Below are 20,786 nucleotides of genomic sequence, written 5' to 3' on the forward strand. Positions count from 1 at the left end.
GTTGTGCGTCGGCGGGCTCAGGTCTCCGAGGTTACCGCCCCGGCGGCGGGGGGCCGGACACCACCGGGTCCGGCCCCCCGGGGATCACGTCAGCTTCACCGGATTGACGATGTCGGCGGCGAGGACGAGCAGGGTGAAGCAGACGAAGACGCCGGCCACCACGTACGCGGCGGGCATCAGCCTGGCCACGTCGAACGGGCCGGGGTCGGGGCGCTTGAAGATCCGGGCCGCGTGGCGGCGCACGGACTCCCACAGGGCGCCCGCGATGTGGCCGCCGTCGAGCGGCAGCAGCGGGAGCATGTTGAACAGGAACAGCGAGACGTTGAACATGACCAGCAGGTTCATGAACATCACGAGGATGCGCTCCGGCGGCGCGTCCACGGTCATGAGCTCGCCGGTGATCCGGGCGGCACCGAGGACGCCGACCGGGGAGTCCTCGGCGCGCTCGCCGTCGCCGAAGGTGGCGTCCCAGAGGCCGGGGATCTTGCCCGGGAGGGCGACGACCGAGTGGACGCCGGTCTCCAGGAGGTCGGTCATCCGGTCGGTGGTCTCGCCGAAGCTGAGCGCGGCGACCTCGGACCGGGGCTGGAAGCCGAGGTACCCGGCGTCGACGTACTGGACCGGCCGGACGACGTTGCCGTCGGCGTCCTTCTTCTCGACCTTGTTGGAGACGAGGGTGGGGTGCAGGTCGATCCGCCGTCCGTCCCGCTCGACGGTGAGGGTGGCGGGGCCGACGGCGGCGGTGCGGATGCGGTCGGAGAGGGTGTTCCAGTCGTCCGTCGGCCGCCCGTTCAGGGCGAGGATCCTGTCCCCGTCCTTCAGGCCGGCCGCGAACGCCGGGGAGACGGGGTCGCCCTGCTCGCAGTTCTGGCGCTTCTCGCTGAGCTTGATGACGCACTTCTGGACGCCGGCGACCCGGGTCGTCGGTCCCTCGACGCCGAGCGTCATCATCGACCCGAAGAACAGCGCCGCCGCCAGGACCAGGTTCATGAACGGTCCGGCGAACATCACGATGACGCGCTTCCACGGCTTGCGCGTGTAGAACAGCCGGGTCTCGTCGCCCTCCTGGAGCTCTTCGTAGGAGGCCTCGCGGGCGTCCTCGATCATGGAGCGCCAGGGCGAGGTGGAGCGGGCCTCGATCCGTCCGTCGTCGCCGGGCGGGAACATGCCGATCATGCGGATGTAGCCGCCGGCCGGGACGGCCTTGATGCCGTACTCGGTCTCGCCGCGCTTCTTCGACCAGATCGTGGGGCCGAAGCCGACCATGTACTGCGGGACGCGGATGCCGAAGAGCTTGGCCGTGGAGAGGTGGCCGAGCTCGTGCCAGGCGATGGAGACGAGCAGGCCGAGGGCGAACAGCACGACACCCAGGGCGTACAGGAGCATTTCGGTCATGCGCGGGCCTCCGCTGTTGCCTTCGCTGCGAGCTCTCGGGCCCGGGCACGGGCCCAGGTCTCCGCTTCCAGGACGTCCGGCACGGTGAGGGAGGTTCCCGTGGTGGGGGTGCCGTGCTCCGTGACGACCGTCGTGACCGTGTCCATGATGCCGTTGAACGGCAGCCGGCCCGCGAGGAACGCCTCGACGCACTCCTCGTTGGCGGCGTTGAAGACGGCGGGGGCGGTGCCGCCCAGCTCGCCCACGTGCCGGGCCAGGCCGACGGCCGGGAAGGCCTCGGTGTCGAGCGGGAAGAACTCCCAGGTGGACGCCTTGCTCCAGTCGAAGGCGGGCGCCGCGTCGGGGACGCGCCCGGGCCAGCCGATGCCGATGGCGATCGGGCCGCGCATGTCGGGCGGGGTGGCCTGGGCGAGCGTGGAACCGTCCGTGAACTCCACCATCGAGTGAACGTACGACTGTGGGTGGACGACGACCTCGATGCGGTCGAAGGGGATGTCGTAGAGGAGGTGGGCCTCGATGACCTCCAGGCCCTTGTTCACCAGGGTCGCGCTGTTCACCGTGATCACCGGGCCCATGGCCCAGGTGGGATGGGCGAGCGCGTCCTCGCGGGTGACGTGGGCCAGTTCGTCCCTCGTGCGGCCCCGGAAGGGACCGCCGGAGGCGGTGACGACCAGCTTGCGGACGTCGGCGCGGGTGCCGGCGGCGAGCGCCTGGAAGAGGGCCGCGTGCTCGGAGTCGACCGGGATGATCTGGCCCGGCTTCGCGAGCGCCTTCACGAGGGGGCCGCCGACGATCAGCGACTCCTTGTTGGCGAGGGCGAGGGTGCGGCCGGCCTCCAGGGCGGCGAGGGTCGGCGCGAGGCCGATGGAGCCGGTGATGCCGTTGAGGACGGTGTGGCACGGGGAGGCGGCCAGCCGCGTGGCGGCGTCCGGCCCCGCCAGGAGTTCCGGCAGGGGCTCGGAGCCGTACCGCGCCTTCAGGGCCTCGCGCAGCTCGGGCAGCGCCTCCTCGCGGGCGACCGCGACCGCGGCGACCCCCAGCCGGTGCGCCTGCTCGGCGAGCAGTCCGGTCCGGCCGCCGGAAGCGGCCAGGGCGGTGACCCGGAAGCGGTCGGGGTTGCGCAGCACCAGGTCGACGGCCTGGGTGCCGATGGACCCGGTCGAGCCGAGGACGACGATGTCCCGGCGGCCTTCGGACGCGTCGAAGGCGGTGTGCGGGTCGGCGAGGGGTGAGGGACGGTCGGTCATGCCCCCCATTCTTGCCGCAAACCCCGGGTGGTCTTCACGGGGTGCGGGCGAACGCGTCGAAGACGCGGTGGAAGCCGGGAAACGTCTTCTTCACGCAGCCGGGGTCGTCGAAGGTGATCCCGGGGGTGCGCAGGGCGGTGACCGCGAAGGACATGACGATCCGGTGGTCGCCGCGGGTGGCGATCCCGGCCGGCCCCGCGGGCGTGCCGGGATGGATCTCGATCCAGTCCGGGCCGGTGCGGACGGTGATCCCGAGGCGGCGCAGGTTCTCGGCGCAGGCGTCGAGCCGGTCGCACTCCTTGACCCGGGTGTTGGCGACGTCCTCGATGCGGACCGGGCCGTCGGCGAACGGCGCGATCGCGGCGAGCGTCGGCATGGTGTCGGAGATGTCCCGCATGTTGACGGTGAGCCCGCGCAGGGTGCCGGTGGAGCGGACGGTGGTGGCGTCCGCGGTGACCTCCACGTCGGCGCCCATGCGGCGCAGGACGTCGACGAAGGCGAGGTCGCCCTGGAGGGCGCCGGTGCCGAGGCCGGGGACGGTGACGGAACGGCCGGGCCCGAGGGCGGCCGCGGCGAAGAAGTAACTGGCCGTGGAGGCGTCGGGCTCGATGCCGTACGTCCTGGCCCGGTAGCCGGTGGGCGCGACGCGGTAGGTGCGCCCCTCCCGCCGCACGTCCGCGCCGAAGCTCCGCATCATGGCGAGGGTGATCTCGACGTACGGCTCCGAGACCAGGTCGGTGACGGTGATGTCGAGGCCCTCGGCGGTGAGCGGGCCGAGCATGAGCAGGGCGGTCAGGTACTGGGAGGACTGCCCGGCGTCCAGGGTGAGGGCGCCGCCCCTGACGCCGCGGGCGTGGACGGCGAGCGGGTGGTGGCCCTCCTCGCCGCCGTGCCGCAGGTCGACGCCGAGGGTCCGCAGGGCGGTGGTGAGCGGGCCGAGGGGCCGCCGCCGCATCTGGGCGGAGGCGTCGAACCGGTACGTGCCGCGGCCGGTGGCGGCGAGGGTCGGGAGGAAGCGGGCGGTGGTGGCGCCGTCGCGGCAGTAGACGTCGGCGGTGTCAGCGCCGGGGCCGGCGGGGCGGCCCTCGATGTGCCAGGCGCCGGGCTCGCGGCGCACGGCGTACCCGAGGGCGGCGAGGCCCTCGGCGAAGCCCTCGGTGTCGTCGGAGACGAGGGGCCGCAGGAGGGTCGTGGTGCCCTCGGCGGCGGCGGCGAGGAAGAGCGCGCGGGCGGTGACGGACTTGGAGCCCGGGATGTCGATGACGGTCACGGCCGCCATCCTGCCGTGCCGGCCGGGCGGACGGACCGGCGTTCCGGATGCCGGAACGGGGCGGGGGCCGGGCCGGGGCCGGGAATCGCGGGGGTGAGAGAGAGAAAGGGGGCGGAAGGGTGGGCGGTCCCGTGAGGCCGTGAGGCCGTGAGGCCGTGAGGCCGTGAGGCCGTGAGGCCGTGAGAAAGGGGGAAGGCGGCCCGGCTCCCCGCACAGTGGAGCCGGACCGCCCGGTCCGGGTGGGGCACAGGCCCCGAAGGCCCTACAGGGCGAGGCCCGTGAGGACGAGGACGCGCTCGTAGGTGTAGTCGTCCATCGCGTACCGGACGCCCTCGCGGCCGACGCCGGAGCGCTTGGCGCCGCCGTACGGCATCTGGTCGGCGCGGTACGAGGGGACGTCGCCGATGATCACGCCGCCGACCTCCAGGGCGCGGTGGGCGCGGAAGGCGGCCTGCAGGTCGTGGGTGAAGACACCGGCCTGGAGGCCGAAGTCGGAGTCGTTGGCCGCGGCGAACGCCTCGGCCTCCCCGTCGACCTTCGCGATCGTCAGGACCGGGCCGAAGACCTCGGCACGGGCCAGGGTGACGTCGGCCGGGAGGTCGGTGAGGACGGTCGGGGCGTAGGTGGCGCCCTCGCGCTTGCCGCCGGTCAGGAGCTTGGCGCCGGCCGCGACGGCCTCGTCCACCCAGGACTCGACGCGCCGCGCGGCGGCCTCGTCCACGAGCGGGCCGACGTCGGTGGCGTCGTCCGCCGGGTCACCGGTGACCTGGGCCTCGACGGCGGCGACGATCTTCGGCAGCAGGCGGTCGTGGACGGAGGAGTCGACGATCACGCGCTGGACGGAGATGCAGGACTGGCCGCCCTGGTAGTTGGAGAAGGTGGCGATGCGGGTCGCGGCCCAGTCCAGGTCCTCCTCCGAGGACCAGTCGGGCAGGACGACGGCCGCGGCGTTGCCGCCGAGCTCCAGGGTGCAGTGCTTGTGCGGCACGGACTCCTGGATGGCGTAGCCGACCTTGTCGGAGCCGGTGAAGGAGATGACCGGGAGGCGCTCGTCCTGGACGAGGGCGGGCATCCGGTCGTTCGGCACGGTCAGGATCGACCAGGAGCCGGCCGGCAGGTCGGTCTCGGCCAGGATCTCGCCCAGGACCAGGGAGGAGATCGGGGTCGACGGGGCCGGCTTGAGGATGATCGGGGCGCCGACGGCGATGGCCGGGGCGACCTTGTGGGCGCTGAGGTTCAGCGGGAAGTTGAACGGCGCGATGCCGAGGACGACGCCCTTGGGGATGCGGCGGGTCAGCGCGAGCCGGCCCACGCCGCCGGCCTCGGTGTCCAGGCGCTGGGCCTCGCCGCCGTTGAAGCGGCGGGCCTCCTCGGCGGCGAAACGGAAGACGGAGACGGCGCGGCCGACCTCGCCGCGGGCCCACTTGACGGGCTTGCCGTTCTCGGCGGAGATCAGCTGGGCGATCTCCTCGGTGCGCTCGGCGAGCCGCTTCGACACGTGGTCGAGGGCGGCGGCGCGGACGTGCGCCGGGGTGGCGGCGAATTCGTCGACGACGGCGTGCGCGGCGGCGACGGCCTCCTCGACCTGGGCCTCGGTGGGCACGCTGACCTTGCCGACCAGACGCCCGTCGAAGGAGTTCGTGACGTCGAAGGTGGCCTCGCCGGTGGCCTCGCGGCCGGCGAGCCAGAAGGCGTGGGTGGTCGTCATTGCGTCCCGGCCCTTTCCGTATCGGGGGGTGCGAGCGATTGCTCTCGTGACACGTTAGGGCCGGGACGGGGCGCGCGGGTTTGTCCGGTCTGTAGTGATGGGGCCGGAGCCCTGTCCGAATTGGCCGAAGAGGGGCCGGGGCGAATCCCGAACGGGCCGGAGAGGGCCGGGGACGGGCCCCGAAGTGGCCGGAGAGGCGCCGGGGGGCCGGGTCCGAGCCGGTCGAGGAAAAGCCGGGGGCGGGTCCCGAGTCGACCGGGGAGGAGCCGGGGGCGGGTCCCGGCGGCGGTCAGCCGCGCCGTTCGGTGGACACGATCAGGCAGACCCCGGCCACGACGATCGCGCCACCCAGGACGAGCGGCCAGGTCAGGGCCTCGTTCAGGACGAGGGCGCCGAGGGCGACCGCGACGACGGGGTTGACGTACGCGTAGGTCGCGACGAGGGAGAGCGGCGCCGCCCGGAGGAGCCAGGCGTACGCGGTGAAGGCGATCAGAGACCCGAAGACGATCAGGTAGGCGAGGGCCGCCCAGGAACGGGTGGAGACCTCGGCGGGGTCGAGGCCGTGGTGCTCGCCGCGGAACAGGCCGACGGCGATGCCGGCGAGCCCGCCCGCGACCATCTCGTACGCGCTGGTGGCGAAGGGGTTGGCGGGCATCGGGAGGCGCGAGGAGACGAAGGAGCCCACGGACCAGCTGAGGGCGGCGGCGACCACGAGGAGGACGCCGCCGATCCGCACCGCGCCGGTCAGGCCGGGCAGGGTGAGGACGCCGAGTCCGGCGAGGCCGAGGAGGACGCCGCCGACCGCGACGGGCCCGGGGCGTTCGCCGGTGGCGACGCGCAGGACGACCACCCAGACGGGGACGGCGGCGACGAGGAGCGCGGCCAGCCCGGAGGGGATGGAGGTCTCCGCGAGGACGACGAGCCCGTTCCCGCCGAGGATGAGGAGCAGGCCGACGAGGAGGGCCGAGCCGAGCTGCCGGGGGGTGACCCTGAGGGCGGCGGGGCCCTGGCGCCAGGCGACGATCCCGGCGAGCAGCAGCCCCGCGGTGACGAAGCGGGCGCCGCCGGAGAGGAACGGCGGCAGGGTCTCGACGACGACCCGGATGCCGAGGTAGGTGGACCCCCACACGACGTACACGATGCCGAGCGCGGCCCAGACGGTGCCGGTGATCCGGCGGGCGGGCGCCGGGGGTGTGACGGGAAGGGCGGTACGGGTGGCGGGGGCCGGATCGGCGGCGGGTTCTGTCATGAACAGGAGAGTAGGGAGCCTGCGGCGGGGACGGCCAGGAATTTGCCCGCTTCCGGGCAGGGACTCCGGGGTTCGGGCGGCGGAGGGGAGCGGGAGAGGGGTGGAAGGATGAAGGGGACCGCAGGACCGCAGGACCGTGTTCTTCGGACCGTGCCGGATGCCGCGAGCCCGGCACGGTCCGAAGGACACGCCCAGGGGGAGACACATGTTCGTGTTCGTACTGATCGCCGTACTGGCCCTCGCCGCGGGCGGGTGCGCCTGCGTGGTGTGGGCGGTCCGGGGCGGCCCGCGCTGGACCCGCGGAGTGGCCGCCGTGACGCTGCTGGGCGGCGAACTGGTGCGCGCCGGCGGCCGGGGGCGGAGAGGCGGGAACGGCGGTCCGGGGGACGGCGGTCCGGGGGACGGCGGCGGCTCGGACGGCTGAGGACCGGGAACCCGGCGAGCCCCGGGACCGCCCGTCCCCCGGGATCACCCCGTCCCCTCCCCCGTCGCCTTCAGGGCCAGCCACAGCTCCATCCGCACGTCCGGATCGTCCAGGGAACGGCCCAGGATCTCCTCCACCCGGCGCATCCGGTAGCGCAGGGTGTGCCGGTGGACGCCCAGGTCCGCCGCCGCCGCGTCCCACTGCCCGTGCCGGGAGAGCCAGGCGCGCAGGGAGGCCACCAGGTCGCCGCGGCCCGTGGCGTCGTGGTCGCGGAGGGACCGGAGCATCCCGTCGGCGAAGGCGCGGACGGCGTCGTCGGCGAGGAGCGGCAGGACCGAACCCGCCGCCAGGTCCTCGTGCTCGACGAGGGCCCTGCCCCGGCGCCGGGCCACCGAGAGCGCCTGCTCGGCCTGCTTGTACGCCGCGGCGGCGCCGACGGGACCCGCCGGGGCCGAGAGGCCGACGACGACACCGGCCTCCTCCGCCTCCCGCTCCGCGTACCCGGCGCAGGCGGCGGCGACCGCGCCGCCGTCCCCGGCGAGGACGACGAGCCGCTGCTCGCCCTCGGGCACGGCGAGCACCGCCTCGCCCGCGCGGGCGGCGGCGGTCTCCAGGGTCTCGGCGAGCACCGGGAGGGGCGGTTCCCCGTCCTGCTCGCCGCCGGCCGGCTCGGCGACGAGCAGCCGGAACGGGGCGTCGAGGAGACCGCCGTACACGTCGCCCGCCACCGCGCGCGCGTGGTCGGGCTGACCGGCCAGCATCATCCGCAGGACGGCCGCGCCCAGCCGCTGCTCGGCCGCCTGGAGCGAACGGGAACGTTCCGTGGTCAGGGTGAGCAGGGCGATCGCGGAGTGCACCGCGTACCGCTCGGCCGTGCCGAGGGGCGCGCCGGTGCCGACCGCGAGGGCGCCCCGGACCCGCCGCCCGGTGCCGAGCGACTGGAGTTCGACGCGGTCGTCCGTACCGCCGACCACCGCGCTCGCGGGGGCGGACCGCTCCCGGAGCCGCTCCACGTCGGGAGTGAGCCGGGCGGCCCGGCGCGCCGCCCACTCGGGCGAGACGGCGACGGGCCGGCCCGACGCGTCGTAGAGGGCGGCCCAGCCGTCGACGTGCGCCGCGAGCCGGGCGACGACGGCCTCGGGCCCCTCGGCGAGCGCGGCCCGGGTCAGCTCCCGCTGCACCTCGAAACCGGCCGTGACGGCACGGTACTGGTCGGCGGAGATGGCGGCCGACACCGCCTTGCTGATGGCCAGGAACGGGGTGCGGCGCGGCACCTCCAGGAGCGGCAGGTGCTCCTCCCGGGCCGCTTCGAGCAGCGCGGCCGGGATCTCCTCGTGGTTCACGCCCACGGCGAACCCGAGCCCGACGACCCCCGCCCCGAGGAGCCGCCGCACATAGCGGCGCATGGCCTCCAGGTCCTCCGCGTCGAGGGTGAGCGCCGTGGTGAGGAGGAGTTCGCCGCCCTCCATGTAGGGGACGGGATCGGCGAGCTCGCTGACGTGGGCCCAGCGGACGGGTGCGTCGAGACGGTCCTCACCGGCACGGACGACGAGCTTGAGGGCGGAGTGCTGGACGAGCGAGGCGAGGGTGGGCGGCATTGGGGACCGTCGGACCTTTGAGCGAGGGGGCGCCGCTCAGCCGAGCGGCGCCCCCGATTGTGCCAGGGCCCGGGGGCGGGTGCTCAGCCGTGGAGATCGACGAGGAGGGGCGGCATGTGCTCGCCGCGCACATGGGTGAGGGAGAGGACGGCGTGCCCCGGCGGGACGGCGTGGGCGAGGTCGGAGGCGGACCAGCGCTGCCGCTCCACCTCCCGGACGGTGACGGCCTCCGTGGTCACGGCCTTGCCGGTCACCAGCTTGCGCAGGGCGTGGAAGGCGCGGGTCATCGGCTGGTCGGCGAAGACGGTGTGGTGGGCCACTTCGGTCGTCTCCACGCGTTCGGTGCCCCACGCGTCGGCGAAGGCCCGGCCGTCCCAGGTCGACAGGCCGGCCAGGGCCATCCGGCAGCCGACGGCCGCGAGGAGCGGCCCGTGCAGGGTCTCGGGCACCTCCGTGAGGGTACGGAGGGCCAGGACGACGGCCGCGTTCTGCGGACGCAGCCGCTGGAGCCCCCGTACGGTCCCGGCGGTGAGCGCTCCCGCCGCGTCGTCGAGCACCATGCAGGCGAGGTGGCCGTGCCCGGAACGGTCCCGGGTGACGTGCTGGAACTGGGCCAGCAGCAGCCGGTTGAGCAGCCGCGCGGCCTCCTCGTGACCGCCCTGCGGCAGGCCGATCCGCACCCGCACCGGGTGCTGGGCGACGGCCCGCAGCGAGAAGGGACGCGTCTCCCGGCCGCCGCCGAAGAACTCGGCGAAGACCGGCCGGTCGAGGACGGCGAGCCGGTCGGCGAGCACGGGGCCCACGTCCGTCGCGGTGCCGATCTGGCGGAGCCGGGAGTCCAGCTCGCGGCGCATGGCCGGGGCGTCGTCCTCCGGCAGAAGGTCGAGCAGCGTCCTGAGGACCTCCGGACGGCCTTCGAGCAGCTCCCGCAGGACCGGAACGGCCGGGAACCGCCCGTACGCCGCCCGGTAGGGGCCGATGAGCTGCGCGAGCGCGGTGGCGGCGCGCCGGGGTTCCACGCCCTCCATGTCCCCGACGAGCCCCTCGGCCAGGAAGGCCGCGGCCTCGTCGGGGTCGGTGGCCCCCGCGTACAGGTCCAGGTCGTGGGGGGACGCCGGGTCGCCGAGCCGGATCACGACGTCGTACGCCTCGTCGGAGCCGAGCGGGGACCCGGCCGCGCCGACCGCGACGACGGCACAGGCGCCGGTGAGCGCCTGGAGGGCCAGCGACTCGACGACGGGCGCGACGAGCGAGCGGGTCTTGCCCGCGCCGGAGGGGCCCACCACGAGGAGGGACGTGCCGAGGAGGCCGGGGTCCAGTCCGAGGCCGGCGCCGTGGTACTCCGGCGGGGTGCCCTCGGCGGCCGCGTACCGGCCGACGCGGACCTGGCCGACGAGCAGGTCGTGGGTGGCCCGGCGACCCGGCAGGTCCCGGTCGCCGGAGGGGTGCGTGTGCGCGGCGGCGCCCTGCTGGAGCAGGGACTCGACGAGGGCGGCGCGGCGCGTGAAATCCTGCTTGTCGCGCTGCCAGGCGCGGTGCACCCGTGCGCAATCGACGTCATTCATCCGCCCGGCGGCCAGCTCGCCCGCGAGCAGGTCGGCGGCACGGTGTTCTCCCTCGGCCCTGAGTTCGGGCCATTGCGAACGGGGCAGTTCGGGGTCGGCCGGGACGGCGGGGACCGGAACAGCCGCAGGGACGGGCCGAGCTCGCCATTGGCGGTAGAAGCTGCTCCACTCACCGACCCGGGCGAACGGCCAGATGACCGCCGCCGTGACCAACAGGTAGACCGTGTAAATGACGAACGGTGATTTGGCGATGTCCCAGTCCCCAGTGACCAGAACGATGAGATAGAGGATCGGGTGGGCGACGGGCAGCGCGTGCCAGCCGAGGTGGAGGGCCTCGGACAGGACGAGCATCGAGCCGACGAGGGCCCCGGCGCCCGCCAGGGCGGCACGCGCGGCCGGACGGAACTGGCCGAGGTAATAACGGGCGATCTTTCCCCAGGAGCCGAGGACTCCCATCCCCCACACCAGGCCGACGAAGACGACGCCGTCGAAGACGCCCCGCGCCGCAATGCCTTGCCAGACCCTTGCCCTGGTGCTGAGGGGATGCCACCAGTCGTCCGGGGTGAAGGCCCGCAAAACGAAATCCGCGTACGGAAGGACGTTGTTCCGCCAGGCCGTCCAGATGAGCAGTCCGACGGCCAGGGGAATGAGCATGCCGAAGAAGGTCACCGGTGCGAACTGCTCGGTCTTCCGGGACGGCGGAACGTACCGGAGTCGCCAGATGCCGAGGTCGGTTTTGGGGCGTGGGGCGTCCAGCCACTCGACGGCGGACGAGGACGCCGCCCGAGCCTCTTCCGGGAGCCTGGACGGCGGAGGAGGGAAGCGTCCGAGGTCCGTCCGCCGACCGGAATCCGGAAGCGCGGCCGGGCGCGGGGGGACGCTCGGGGGGGTCCGGGGAACAGGAGGGATCGGGGCAGCGGCGGGAACACGGGGCGCGGGGGTGCTCACCGGCGGCCTCGCCGGGCCCGGTACCGCTCCCCCCTTCGTGTCGTGTGACTCGTACGTACCGTCGGTCTCCATGAACCTCCGCCCCCCTGACCAGCCGGGTCGCCGCGTCTGTGCACCGTCAATCTAGTGGGCCGCCGACCTCCCGGAGGGATTTCGACCACCTGTACAGACGATGTCCGGCCATGCGTGCCGGGCGACAGAACCGCGGCCCCCGCGAACACCCACCCCGCCCCCGCCCTGTCCATCCCGGACAACGACACACCCCCCACCACTCCCGATCGGCGCATGCCTCTCCCCCTCCCCCGCGCCTAGCCTGCGGAGGAAACCCGCAAGTGCGTCCAGATCACCCCCAGGAGCCCCGCATGAACGCTGTCCCGCAGGAGCGGCGCGTCGTCACCGCCATCCCCGGTCCGAAGTCGCAGGAGCTTCAGGCCCGCCGCCTCGACGCGGTCGCCGGTGGCGTGGGCTCCACGCTGCCCGTCTTCACCAAGCGGGCCGGCGGCGGCATCATCGAGGACGTCGACGGCAACCGACTGATCGACTTCGGTTCCGGCATCGCCGTGACCTCGGTCGGCGCCTCCGCCGAGGCCGTCGTGCGCCGCGCCTCCGCGCAGCTCCAGGACTTCACCCACACCTGTTTCATGGTGACCCCGTACGAGGGCTACGTGGAGGTCTGCGAGGCGCTCGCGGAGCTGACCCCGGGCGACCACGCCAAGAAGTCGGCGCTGTTCAACTCGGGCGCCGAGGCCGTCGAGAACGCGGTCAAGATCGCGCGTTCGTACACCAAGCGCCAGGCCGTCGTCGTCTTCGACCACGGCTACCACGGCCGTACGAACCTGACGATGGCGCTCACCTCGAAGAACATGCCCTACAAGCAGGGCTTCGGTCCGTTCGCGCCCGAGGTGTACCGCGTGCCGGTGGCCTACGGCTACCGCTGGCCCACCGGTGCCGAGAACTGCGGCCCCGAGGCCGCCGCCCAGGCGATCGACCAGATCAGCAAGCAGATCGGCGCCGACAACGTCGCCGCGATCATCATCGAGCCGGTCCTCGGCGAGGGCGGTTTCATCGAGCCGGCCAAGGGCTTCCTGCCGGCGATCGTGAAGTTCGCCAACGACAACGGCATCGTCTTCGTCGCGGACGAGATCCAGGCGGGCTTCTGCCGCACCGGCCAGTGGTTCGCCTGTGAGGACGAGGGCATCGTCCCGGACCTCATCACCACCGCCAAGGGCATCGCGGGCGGTCTGCCGCTCGCCGCCGTCACCGGTCGCGCCGAGATCATGGACTCCGTCCACGGCGGCGGCCTGGGCGGCACCTACGGCGGCAACCCGGTGGCCTGCGCCGGTGCGCTCGGCGCCATCGAGACGATGAAGGAGCTCGACCTCAACGGGAAGGCCAGGCGGATCGAGGAGGTCATGAAGGCCCGCCTCGCCACCATGCAGGAGAAGTTCCCGGTCATCGGCGACATCCGCGGCCGCGGCGCCATGATCGCCATCGAGCTGGTGAAGGACCCGGTCACCAAGGAGCCGCACGCGGAGGCCGCCGGTGCCCTGGCGAAGGCCTGCCACGCGGAGGGCCTGCTCGTCCTGACCTGCGGCACCTACGGCAACGTGCTCCGTTTCCTGCCGCCGCTGGTCATCGGCGAGGACCTGCTGAACGAGGGTCTCGACATCATCGAGAACGCCTTCGCCGGCATCTGACGCGGCCGGCGCACCGGCCCCGGGGCCATGGTGTGAAGAGTCTGTGGGGGGCCGATGGCGGGACGCGTTTCCCGCTGTCGGCCCCCGGTTCTCTGACGTACGGTTTCCACGGATGAGAGAAACACCCCGGGCGGAGCCTCCCCAGCCCCGCCCACACCGTGCCTCCGCGCACGCCGCCGGTGCCTCGTGCCCCGGCACTCCTCACGGATCGGACGGCCGCCCGCCCCACACCCCCCGGGGCGCGCGGCAGCCGCATCCCCTCGGCCGTCCTGGCGCAACCCCCCCTGTTCCAGGACGGCCGGCTCTCCTCTCGGCGCTCGTCGCCCTCGCCGTCGTGACCTGGCAGGTGCTCGTCCACGGCCCCTTGGCCAGGCTCGACGAGCGGGTGTCCCGGGCCGTGGTGGACACGGTCCCCCGGCCCCTGAGCGAGCTGGCCTCCGACCTCGGCAACATGACCGTCGCCCTGCCCGTGCTCGGCTGCGCGACGGCGTACGCGGTGTGGCGCGGGCACCGGCGGGCCGCCGTCTCCGCGTGGCTCGCCATGGCCGCCGTACCCCTCCTCGTGATTCCGCTGAAGGAGTGGACCGCCCGGCCCGGGCCGCTGGAGCCGTGGGCGCACGGCTACTACCCGTCGGGTCACACGGCCACCGCGATGGTGGCCTACTTCGGCGCGGCCTTCCTCGTCTCGGACCGTCTGGTCCCCGTCGCCGCCGTGCTGACGGCGGTGACGGGGGCCGGTCTGGTGCTGCGGGGGTACCACTGGCCGCTGGACGTGGTGGCCAGTCTGTGTCTGGGGCTGTGGGTGCCGGCCCTCAGCTCCTGTTGGCGGCGTTCCCGAAGTACGCGTCGAAGTTCTTCGAGAACTGCCACTGGTTGTAGCGGTCCCAGTTGATCGACCAGGTCATCAGGCCGCGCAGCGCGGGCCAGGTGCCGTGGGTGCGGTACGAGCCGCAGTCGGTCTGCTTCGTCAGGCAGTCCAGGGCCTTGTTCACCTCGGCCGGGGCGGTGTGGCCGTTGCCCGCCTGGGGGGAGGCGGGGAGGCCGATCGCGACCTGTTCGGGGCGGAGCGCCGGGAAGAGGCGGTTCGCGTCGCCGGCGACCGGGAAGCCGGTGAGGAGCATGTCGGTCATGGCGATGTGGAAGTCCGCGCCGCCCATGGAGTGGTACTGGCCGTCCAGGCCCATGACGGGGCCCGAGTTGTAGTCCTGGACGTGCAGCAGGGTGAGGTCGTCGCGCAGGGCGTGGATGACGGGCAGGTAGGCGCCGGCGCGCGGGTCCTGGCCGCCCCAGGGGCCGGAGCCGTAGTACTGGTGGCCGAGCTGGACGAAGAAGGTCTCCGGGGCCATGGTCAGGACGAACTTCGTCCCGTACCTGGCCTTGAGGGTCTTGACCGCCTGGATCAGGTGGACGACGACCGGGCTGGTCGGGTTGCGGAAGTCGGTGTCGCCGGTCTGCAGCGAGAGGGAGTGGCCCTCGAAGTCGATGTCGAGGCCGTCGAGTCCGTACTCGTCGATGATCTTCGAGACGGAGGAGACGAAGGCGTCGCGGGCGGCCGTCGTCGCGAGCTGGACCTGGCCGTTCTGGCCGCCGATGGAGATGAGGACCTTCTTGCCGGCGGCCTGTTTGGCCTTGATCGCCGCCTTGAACTCCGCGGGCGACTCCACGTTCGGGCATTCGGTGGCCGGGCAGAGGGCGAAGCGGATGTCGCCCGAGGTCACCGAGGTCGGCTCGCCGAAGGCGAGGTTGATGACGTCCCAGGAGTCGGGGACGTCGGCCATGCGGACGTATCCGGAGCCGTTGGCGAAGCTCGTGTGGAGGTAGCCGACGAGGGCGTGGGCGGGCAGGCCCTGGTCGCCTCCTCCGCCGCCGGCGGTCGTGGTCGCGGTGACGGGGGCGGACTTCGGGGACTCGCCCGCCGCGTTCGCGGCGCTGACCTGGAAGGTGTACGCGGTGGAGGCGGTCAGGCCGGTGGCGGTGGCGGAGGTCCCGGTGACCGTCTGGACCCTCGTGGTGCCCCGGTAGACGTGGTACGAGGTGGCGCCGGGGACGGCGTTCCAGGTCAGCGGCACGGTGGTGGGGGTCGGGGAGCCGGCCGTGAGCCCGGTGGGGGCGGCGGGGAGCTGGACCGGGTCGCCGCCGGGGCCGTACAGGGAGAGGTCGTCGGCCTGGTAGGCGGGGGTGCCGTACCAGCCGTGGGTGTGGATCGTGACCGAGGTGGTGGAGGCGCCCGTGGTGAAGCTCGTGCTGAGCTTCTGCCAGTCGGGGGCCGAGCCGGTCCAGGTGGAGACGTCGGTGGTGCCGGTGCCGGTGGCGCCCAGGTGGACGTAGCTGCCGCGCACCCAGCCGCTGAGCGTGTACGTGGAGCCGGGCCTCACGGTGACGGTCTGGGAGCAGCGGGCGTTGTCGGCGCCGGCCGGGGTGGCCTGGAGGGCCTTCGTCCCGCCGTGTACGGGCGACGGGACGACGGTGCCGCTGCCCGCCGTGCAGGTCCAGCCGTCGAGACCGGCCTCGAAGCCGCCGTTGCGGGCGAGTTCGGTGTCGGCGGCCCGGGCCGTGGGGGTGAGCGCGAGGAGTCCGCCGGCGGCGAGGGCGCCCGCCAGCGTCAGGGTGAGGGGTCTGGAGCGGTCCACGGCTGCCTCCTGGGGTGGGGGGATCGGGTGGAGCGCGCCACAGCATGGTCCAGACCAATCAGGCGGTCAAGACCTCTGTCCGCGCGGCGTCCCCGCCGGCCCTCCCCGGTCCTCCCCCTCCCTCCCGGCCAGCCGTCCCGCCGCCTCGTGCATCGCCAGCTCCAGGAGGGCGGGGTCGGTGAGCGTGCCGGTGCCGTCCGGCACCACCAGCCAGCGCACCCCTCCGGTCACGCGGCCGGGGTACGGGACGACGATCCAGGTGCCGGCGCCCGCGCCGCGGACGCCGCTGCCGAGCCAGCGGGCGGCGGTGCCCGGCGGGACGAAGAAGCCCATCCGGGCGTCGCCGAAGTCGGCCAGGACGGGGCCGGGCCGGTCGACCAGGCGGGTCAGCACGTCGAGCGTGGGGTACCCCAGCGCGGCCGGCAGGATGAGCACGTCCCACCGCGCGCCGGCGGGCAGCAGCGCGATCCCGTGCGGATTGCGCTCCCACTCCCACCGGCAGGCGCCGGGGTCGGGCGCGACCGAGGCCAGCCACTCCACCGCGTTCTTGGCGCTCGCGGCCTCCGTACCAGTCATCGCGACGTTCTCCTTCCGCGGGGACACGGTGTCCCCACGGGGAGAGAGGCGGGACGGGCGCTCCTCTTACGCGGTTTCCCTACCCGTCGGTTGTGACCTATGTCACACGGCTGTCTCAGCTGTCGAAACCGAGGCCCAGGCGGTCCATGGCCTTCAGCCACAGGTTGCGCCGGCCCCCGTTCTCGTCGGCGCGGGCGAGCGACCACTTGGTGAGGCCGATCCCGGCCCAGGCGACCGGCTCGGGCGGGAACGGCAGCGGCTTGGAGCGGACCATGCCGAGGGCGGTGCGCTCGGTGCGCTCCCCCGCCAGCAGGTCGAGCATCACGTCGGCGCCGAAGCGGGTGGCGCCGACGCCCAGCCCGGTGAACCCGGCGGCGTAGGCCACCTTCCCCTTGTGCGCCGTGCCGAAGAAGGCCGAGAAGCGGGAGCAGGTGTCGATCGCCCCGCCCCAGGCGTGGCTGAAGCGGACGCCCTCCAGCTGCGGAAAGCACCGGAAGAAGTGCTCGGCGAGCTTGAGGTAGGTCTCGGGGCGGTGGTCCCGCTCGGCGCTGACCTTGCCGCCGAAGGGGTAGATCGCGTCGTAGCCGCCCCAGAGGACGCGGTGGTCGGGGGTGAGCCGGAAGTAGTGGAACCGGTTGGCGGAGTCGCCGAGTCCCTGCCGGTTCCGCCAGCCGATGGAGGCGAGCTGACCGGGGGTGAGCGGCTCGGTCGTCAGGGCGTAGTCGTAGACCGGGACCGTGTAGGGCCGGACGCGCCTGACCAGGGACGGGAAGACGTTGGTGCCGAGGGCGACCCGGCGGGTGACGACCCTGCCGTACGGGGTGCGCACGCCCATGCCGGCGCCGAAGGAGGCCAGTTCGAGGCCCGGGGTGTTCTCGAAGATCCGGACGCCCAGGCCGAGACAGGCCCGCTTGAGGCCCCAGGCCAGTCGGGCGGGGTGCAGCATGGCGACGCCTCGGCGGTCCCAGAGGCCGCCGAGGAAGGTCGGGGAGTCGACCTCGGCGCGCACGGCGTCCCGGTCGAGGAGTTCGAGGCCGTCCGCGAGCCCGAGCCGTTCCATCTGCCCGTACGTCCCGGCCAGCTCTTCGAGCTGGTGCGGTTCGGTGGCCACGTCGATCTCGCCGGTGCGCTCGAAGTCGCAGTCCAGGGAGTAGCGGTCGACGGCCTCCCCGATGGCGTCGAGGTTCCGCCGGCCCAGCTCCTCCAGCTTCGGCAGCTCGTCCGGCCAGCGGGCGAGCCCGTTGCCGAAGCCGTGGGTGAGGGAGGCCGCGCAGAAGCCCCCGTTGCGGCCCGAGGCGGCCCAGCCCACCTCGCGCCCCTCGATCAGGACGACGTCCCGGGAGGGGTCGCGCTCCTTGGCGAGGAGCGCGGTCCACAGTCCGCTGTAACCGCCGCCGACCACGAGGAGGTCGCACTTCTCGGTGCCGGTGAGGGCGGGCAGGGCTCCCGGCTTGCCGGGGTCTTCCAGCCAGAAGGGGACGGGCTGGGCGTCGGAGAGAGAGCGGGCGGCGAGACGCATGGCGGCTGGGGCCATGGTTTCCAACTCCTTCGGTGCCTGGGCGGTCTTCGCTCAGGCCGTCGCTGTTTTCTTGCGCCGGTTCGTGATGATCTGTCCGGCCATGACCACCAGGACCGCGAGGACGAACATCGCGGTGCCGATGACGTTGATCTGAACGGGGGTGCCGCGCTGTGCCGAGCCCCAGACGAACATGGGGAACGTGACGGTGGAGGGACCCGCGTTGAAGTTGGTGATGATGAAGTCGTCGAACGAGAGCGCGAAGGCGAGCAGCGCGCCGGCGGCGATGCCGGGCGCGGCGATCGGCAGGGTGACCCGCAGGAAGGTCTGCGCGGGACCCGCGTAGAGGTCGCGCGCGGCCTCCTCCAGGCGCGGGTCCATGGACATGACCCGCGCCTTGACCGCCGTCACGACGAACGACAGGCAGAACGTGACGTGGGCGATCAGGACCGTCCAGAAGCCCAGCTCGATCCCCATGTTGAGGAAGAGGGTGAGCAGGGAGGCGGCCATGACGACCTCGGGCATCGCCATCGGCAGGAAGATCAGCGAGTTGACCGCGCCGCGCGCCCGGAAGCGGTAGCGGACGAGCGCGAAGGCGATCGCGGTGCCGAGGGCGACGGCGCCGAGGGTGGCCCAGGCCGCGAGCTGGATCGAGAGCGACAGCGACTGGCACATGTCGGCGACCCCGCAGGGGTCCTTCCAGGCGTCCAGGGAGAACTGCTGCCAGGAGTAGTTGAAGCGCCCGTTCGGCTTGTTGAACGAGAACGCCATGACGACGAGGTTCGGCAGGATCATGTACGCGAGCGTCAGCAGGCCCGCGACGACGACGAGGTTGCGTCGTACCCAGCGCATCAGACCAGGTCCTCCGTTCCGGCACGGCGGATGTAGACGGTGACCATGACGAGGACGACCGCCATGAGGATGAAGGAGAGCGCGGCGGCCGTCGGGTAGTCGAGGACCCGCAGGAACTGCGACTGGATGACGTTGCCGACCATCTTGGTGTCGGTCGAGCCGAGCAGTTCGGCGTTGACGTAGTCGCCGCTCGCCGGGATGAAGGTGAGCAGGGTGCCGGAGACGACGCCGGGCATCGACAGCGGGAAGGTCACCTTGCGGAAGGTGGTGGCCGGGGAGGCGTACAGGTCCCGCGCGGCCTCGTGCAGCCGTCCGTCGATCCGCTCCAGGGAGGTGTAGAGGGGCAGGATCATGAAGGGCAGGAAGTTGTACGTCAGGCCGCAGACCACCGCCATCGGGGTGGCGAGCACGCGGTCGCCCTCGGTCCAGCCGAGCCAGCTCGTCACGTCGAGGAGGTGCAGCGCGTTCAGCGCGCCGACCACGGGGCTGTCGTCCGCCAGGATCGTCTTCCAGGCCAGGGTCCGGATGAGGAAGCTGGTGAAGAAGGGGGCGATGACGAGGACGAGGAGCAGGTTGCGCCAGCGGCCGGCCCGGAAGGCGATCAGGTACGCGAGCGGATAGCCGAGCAGCAGGCAGATCAGGGTCGCGGTCCCGGCGTAGAGCAGGGAGCGGACGAACTGCGGCCAGTACTCCCGGAGGGCCTCCCAGTAGGTCTGGAGGTGCCAGGTGACCTGGAAGCCCGTTTCGAGGGAGCCGGTCTGGACCGAGGTCGAGGCCTGGTAGACCAGCGGCAGGGCGAAGAAGACGACGAGCCAGACGATGCCGGGCAGCAGCAGCCAGTACGGGACGAGCCGCCTGCGGGCCGAGGGCCGGCGCGGGGCCGGTTCCCCGGCCGTCTCCGGCGTCTCCTTCGTGAGGACGGGAGCGCTCATCCGGCGTCCTCCACGCTCTCCACGCCCGCGTCGATGGCCTGGCCGGCGTCCAGCCCGAAGGTGTGGGCCGGGTTCCAGTGCAGGACCACCCCGGCGCCCGGGACCAGGCGCGTGTCGCGTTCGATGTTCTGCTCGTACACCTGGAGGCCGGTGCCCGCCGGGCCGTCCACCACGTACTGGGTGGAGACCCCGATGAACGAGGAGTCGACGATCCGGCCGGTGACCCGGTTGCGGCCGTCGGCGATCGAGCCCGCGTCGTCGGCGTGCGCGAGCGAGATCTTCTCGGGGCGGACGCCCACGAGCACCTTGCCGCCCGCGCGGACGGCGGGGGCGCAGCGGTCGCCGGGGACCCTGAGCCTGCCGCCGCCCGCCGTGACGAGCACGTCGGAACCGGTCTCCAGGACCTCGGCCTCGATGAGGTTGGAGGTGCCGAGGAAGTTGGCGACGAAGGTGGTCCGCGGGTTCTCGTAGAGGTCGGCGGGGGCGCCGAGCTGTTCGACCCGGCCGCCGTTCATCACCGCGACCTGGTCGGCCATGGTCATGGCCTCCTCCTGGTCGTGGGTGACGTGCACGAAGGTGATGCCGACCTCGGTCTGGATGCGCTTCAGCTCCAGCTGCATCTGACGGCGCAGCTTGAGGTCGAGGGCTCCGAGCGGCTCGTCCAGGAGGAGCACCTGCGGGTGGTTGATGAGGGCGCGGGCCACGGCGACGCGCTGCTGCTGGCCGCCGGAGAGCTGGTGCGGCTTGTGCCGGGCCTTGTCTCCGAGCTGGACGAGTTCCAGCATCTCGCCGACCTGCTTCTTCACGTCCTTGACGCCCCGGCGGCGCAGGCCGAAGGCGATGTTCTCGGAGATGTCCATGTGCGGGAAGAGCGCGTAGGACTGGAAGACGGTGTTGACCGGCCGCTTGTAGGGCGGGAGGCCGGTGACGTCGGTGTCGCCGAGGAAGACGGTGCCGGTGGTGGGGTCCTCCAGGCCGGCGATCATGCGCAGGGTGGTGGTCTTGCCGCAGCCGGAGGCGCCGAGCAGGGCGAAGAAGGAGCCCTGGGGGACGGTCAGGTCGAGCGGGTGGACGGCGGTGAAGGAGCCGTACGTCTTGCTGATCCCGGTGAGACGGACGTCGCCGCCGGTGTTCTTGTCGGTCATGGGGTGTGGTCCCGGGGGTGAGAGGGGTGGACGA

At 73.0% G+C, this 20,786-nt stretch carries 16 protein-coding genes; 3 read left to right on the forward strand and 13 right to left on the reverse strand.

Annotated elements, in window-relative coordinates; genetic code table 11:
* Window positions 1-84 precede the first annotated feature (84 nt).
* The 5 genes from ACZ3IL_RS00255 to ACZ3IL_RS00275 form a co-directional block, all read right to left on the reverse strand.
* Window positions 85-1,395 carry a M50 family metallopeptidase gene (locus ACZ3IL_RS00255; RefSeq protein WP_467385334.1) on the reverse strand — a complete coding sequence of 437 codons (1,311 nt, stop codon included), beginning with the start codon at window positions 1,393-1,395 and terminating at the stop codon, window positions 85-87.
* Window positions 1,392-2,642, reverse strand: a complete 1,251-nt coding sequence (gene dxr / locus ACZ3IL_RS00260; RefSeq protein WP_467385335.1) for a 1-deoxy-D-xylulose-5-phosphate reductoisomerase — start codon at window positions 2,640-2,642, stop codon at window positions 1,392-1,394. Before dxr ends, ACZ3IL_RS00255 begins: the two co-directional genes overlap by 4 nt.
* 34 nt (window positions 2,643-2,676) lie before the next feature.
* The gene (aroA, locus tag ACZ3IL_RS00265) at window positions 2,677-3,912 is read right to left on the reverse strand and encodes a 3-phosphoshikimate 1-carboxyvinyltransferase (RefSeq protein WP_467385336.1); all 1,236 of its coding nucleotides are present in this window, start codon (window positions 3,910-3,912) and stop codon (window positions 2,677-2,679) included.
* A 262-nt stretch (window positions 3,913-4,174) separates the two neighbouring features.
* Window positions 4,175-5,620: an aldehyde dehydrogenase family protein gene (locus ACZ3IL_RS00270; RefSeq protein ID WP_467385337.1), complete on the reverse strand. Its 1,446-nt coding sequence runs from the start codon at window positions 5,618-5,620 to the stop codon at window positions 4,175-4,177.
* 289 nt (window positions 5,621-5,909) lie between these two features.
* Window positions 5,910-6,869: an EamA family transporter gene (locus ACZ3IL_RS00275; protein WP_467385338.1), complete on the reverse strand. Its 960-nt coding sequence runs from the start codon at window positions 6,867-6,869 to the stop codon at window positions 5,910-5,912.
* Window positions 6,870-7,074: 205 nt separating this feature from the next.
* Here ACZ3IL_RS00275 and ACZ3IL_RS00280 point away from each other — a divergent pair, with 205 nt between their 5' ends.
* Window positions 7,075-7,293 (forward strand): hypothetical protein, encoded by a 219-nt coding sequence (locus tag ACZ3IL_RS00280; protein ID WP_467385339.1) that lies wholly within the window; start codon window positions 7,075-7,077, stop codon window positions 7,291-7,293.
* A 44-nt stretch (window positions 7,294-7,337) separates the two neighbouring features.
* Here ACZ3IL_RS00280 and ACZ3IL_RS00285 read toward each other — a convergent pair whose 3' ends face one another.
* Entirely contained in the window at window positions 7,338-8,891 is a 1,554-nt protein-coding gene (locus ACZ3IL_RS00285; RefSeq protein WP_467385340.1) for a PucR family transcriptional regulator, read from the reverse strand.
* An 83-nt stretch (window positions 8,892-8,974) separates the two neighbouring features.
* A complete protein-coding gene (locus ACZ3IL_RS00290; protein ID WP_467385341.1) occupies window positions 8,975-11,110 on the reverse strand; it encodes a type IV secretory system conjugative DNA transfer family protein in 2,136 nt (711 codons plus the stop codon).
* Between the two features lie 656 nt (window positions 11,111-11,766).
* Here ACZ3IL_RS00290 and gabT point away from each other — a divergent pair.
* A complete protein-coding gene (gene gabT / locus ACZ3IL_RS00295) occupies window positions 11,767-13,101 on the forward strand; it encodes a 4-aminobutyrate--2-oxoglutarate transaminase (RefSeq protein WP_467385342.1) in 1,335 nt (444 codons plus the stop codon).
* 334 nt (window positions 13,102-13,435) lie between these two features.
* Complete coding sequence (locus ACZ3IL_RS00300; RefSeq protein WP_467385343.1) at window positions 13,436-13,993, forward strand: phosphatase PAP2 family protein; 558 nt, start codon at window positions 13,436-13,438, stop codon at window positions 13,991-13,993.
* Here the strand turns inward: ACZ3IL_RS00300 and ACZ3IL_RS00305 are convergent.
* From ACZ3IL_RS00305 to ACZ3IL_RS00330, 6 genes are all read right to left on the reverse strand, one after another.
* A complete protein-coding gene (locus ACZ3IL_RS00305) occupies window positions 13,914-15,731 on the reverse strand; it encodes a chitinase (RefSeq protein ID WP_467385344.1) in 1,818 nt (605 codons plus the stop codon). The genes ACZ3IL_RS00300 and ACZ3IL_RS00305 overlap by 80 nt on opposite strands.
* 66 nt (window positions 15,732-15,797) lie before the next feature.
* Complete coding sequence (locus tag ACZ3IL_RS00310; RefSeq protein WP_467385345.1) at window positions 15,798-16,307, reverse strand: hypothetical protein; 510 nt, start codon at window positions 16,305-16,307, stop codon at window positions 15,798-15,800.
* A gap of 115 nt (window positions 16,308-16,422) precedes the next feature.
* Window positions 16,423-17,841, reverse strand: coding sequence for an NAD(P)/FAD-dependent oxidoreductase (locus ACZ3IL_RS00315; protein WP_467385346.1), 1,419 nt, complete (start codon window positions 17,839-17,841; stop codon window positions 16,423-16,425).
* Between the two features lie 36 nt (window positions 17,842-17,877).
* Window positions 17,878-18,675, reverse strand: a complete 798-nt coding sequence (locus tag ACZ3IL_RS00320; protein WP_467385347.1) for an ABC transporter permease — start codon at window positions 18,673-18,675, stop codon at window positions 17,878-17,880.
* Window positions 18,675-19,607, reverse strand: coding sequence for an ABC transporter permease (locus ACZ3IL_RS00325; protein WP_467385348.1), 933 nt, complete (start codon window positions 19,605-19,607; stop codon window positions 18,675-18,677). Before ACZ3IL_RS00325 ends, ACZ3IL_RS00320 begins: the two co-directional genes overlap by 1 nt.
* Complete coding sequence (locus tag ACZ3IL_RS00330) at window positions 19,604-20,752, reverse strand: ABC transporter ATP-binding protein (protein ID WP_467385349.1); 1,149 nt, start codon at window positions 20,750-20,752, stop codon at window positions 19,604-19,606. Before ACZ3IL_RS00330 ends, ACZ3IL_RS00325 begins: the two co-directional genes overlap by 4 nt.
* Between the last annotated feature and the right edge of the window lie 34 nt (window positions 20,753-20,786).

This window comes from Streptomyces sp. NPDC014907 (genome assembly GCF_055562975.1).

Coding starts and splice junctions, on each gene's coding strand:
- ACZ3IL_RS00315 (WP_467385346.1), bottom strand. CDS start 17,841: ATGGCCCCAGCCGCCATGCGTCTCGCCGCCCGCTCTCTCTCCGACGCC.
- dxr (WP_467385335.1), bottom strand. CDS start 2,642: ATGACCGACCGTCCCTCACCCCTCGCCGACCCGCACACCGCCTTCGAC.
- ACZ3IL_RS00320 (WP_467385347.1), bottom strand. CDS start 18,675: ATGCGCTGGGTACGACGCAACCTCGTCGTCGTCGCGGGCCTGCTGACG.
- ACZ3IL_RS00330 (WP_467385349.1), bottom strand. CDS start 20,752: ATGACCGACAAGAACACCGGCGGCGACGTCCGTCTCACCGGGATCAGC.
- ACZ3IL_RS00325 (WP_467385348.1), bottom strand. CDS start 19,607: ATGAGCGCTCCCGTCCTCACGAAGGAGACGCCGGAGACGGCCGGGGAA.
- ACZ3IL_RS00275 (WP_467385338.1), bottom strand. CDS start 6,869: ATGACAGAACCCGCCGCCGATCCGGCCCCCGCCACCCGTACCGCCCTT.
- ACZ3IL_RS00290 (WP_467385341.1), bottom strand. CDS start 11,110: ATGCTCATTCCCCTGGCCGTCGGACTGCTCATCTGGACGGCCTGGCGG.
- ACZ3IL_RS00310 (WP_467385345.1), bottom strand. CDS start 16,307: ATGACTGGTACGGAGGCCGCGAGCGCCAAGAACGCGGTGGAGTGGCTG.
- ACZ3IL_RS00255 (WP_467385334.1), bottom strand. CDS start 1,395: ATGACCGAAATGCTCCTGTACGCCCTGGGTGTCGTGCTGTTCGCCCTC.
- ACZ3IL_RS00270 (WP_467385337.1), bottom strand. CDS start 5,620: ATGACGACCACCCACGCCTTCTGGCTCGCCGGCCGCGAGGCCACCGGC.
- ACZ3IL_RS00285 (WP_467385340.1), bottom strand. CDS start 8,891: ATGCCGCCCACCCTCGCCTCGCTCGTCCAGCACTCCGCCCTCAAGCTC.
- ACZ3IL_RS00280 (WP_467385339.1), top strand. CDS start 7,075: ATGTTCGTGTTCGTACTGATCGCCGTACTGGCCCTCGCCGCGGGCGGG.
- gabT (WP_467385342.1), top strand. CDS start 11,767: ATGAACGCTGTCCCGCAGGAGCGGCGCGTCGTCACCGCCATCCCCGGT.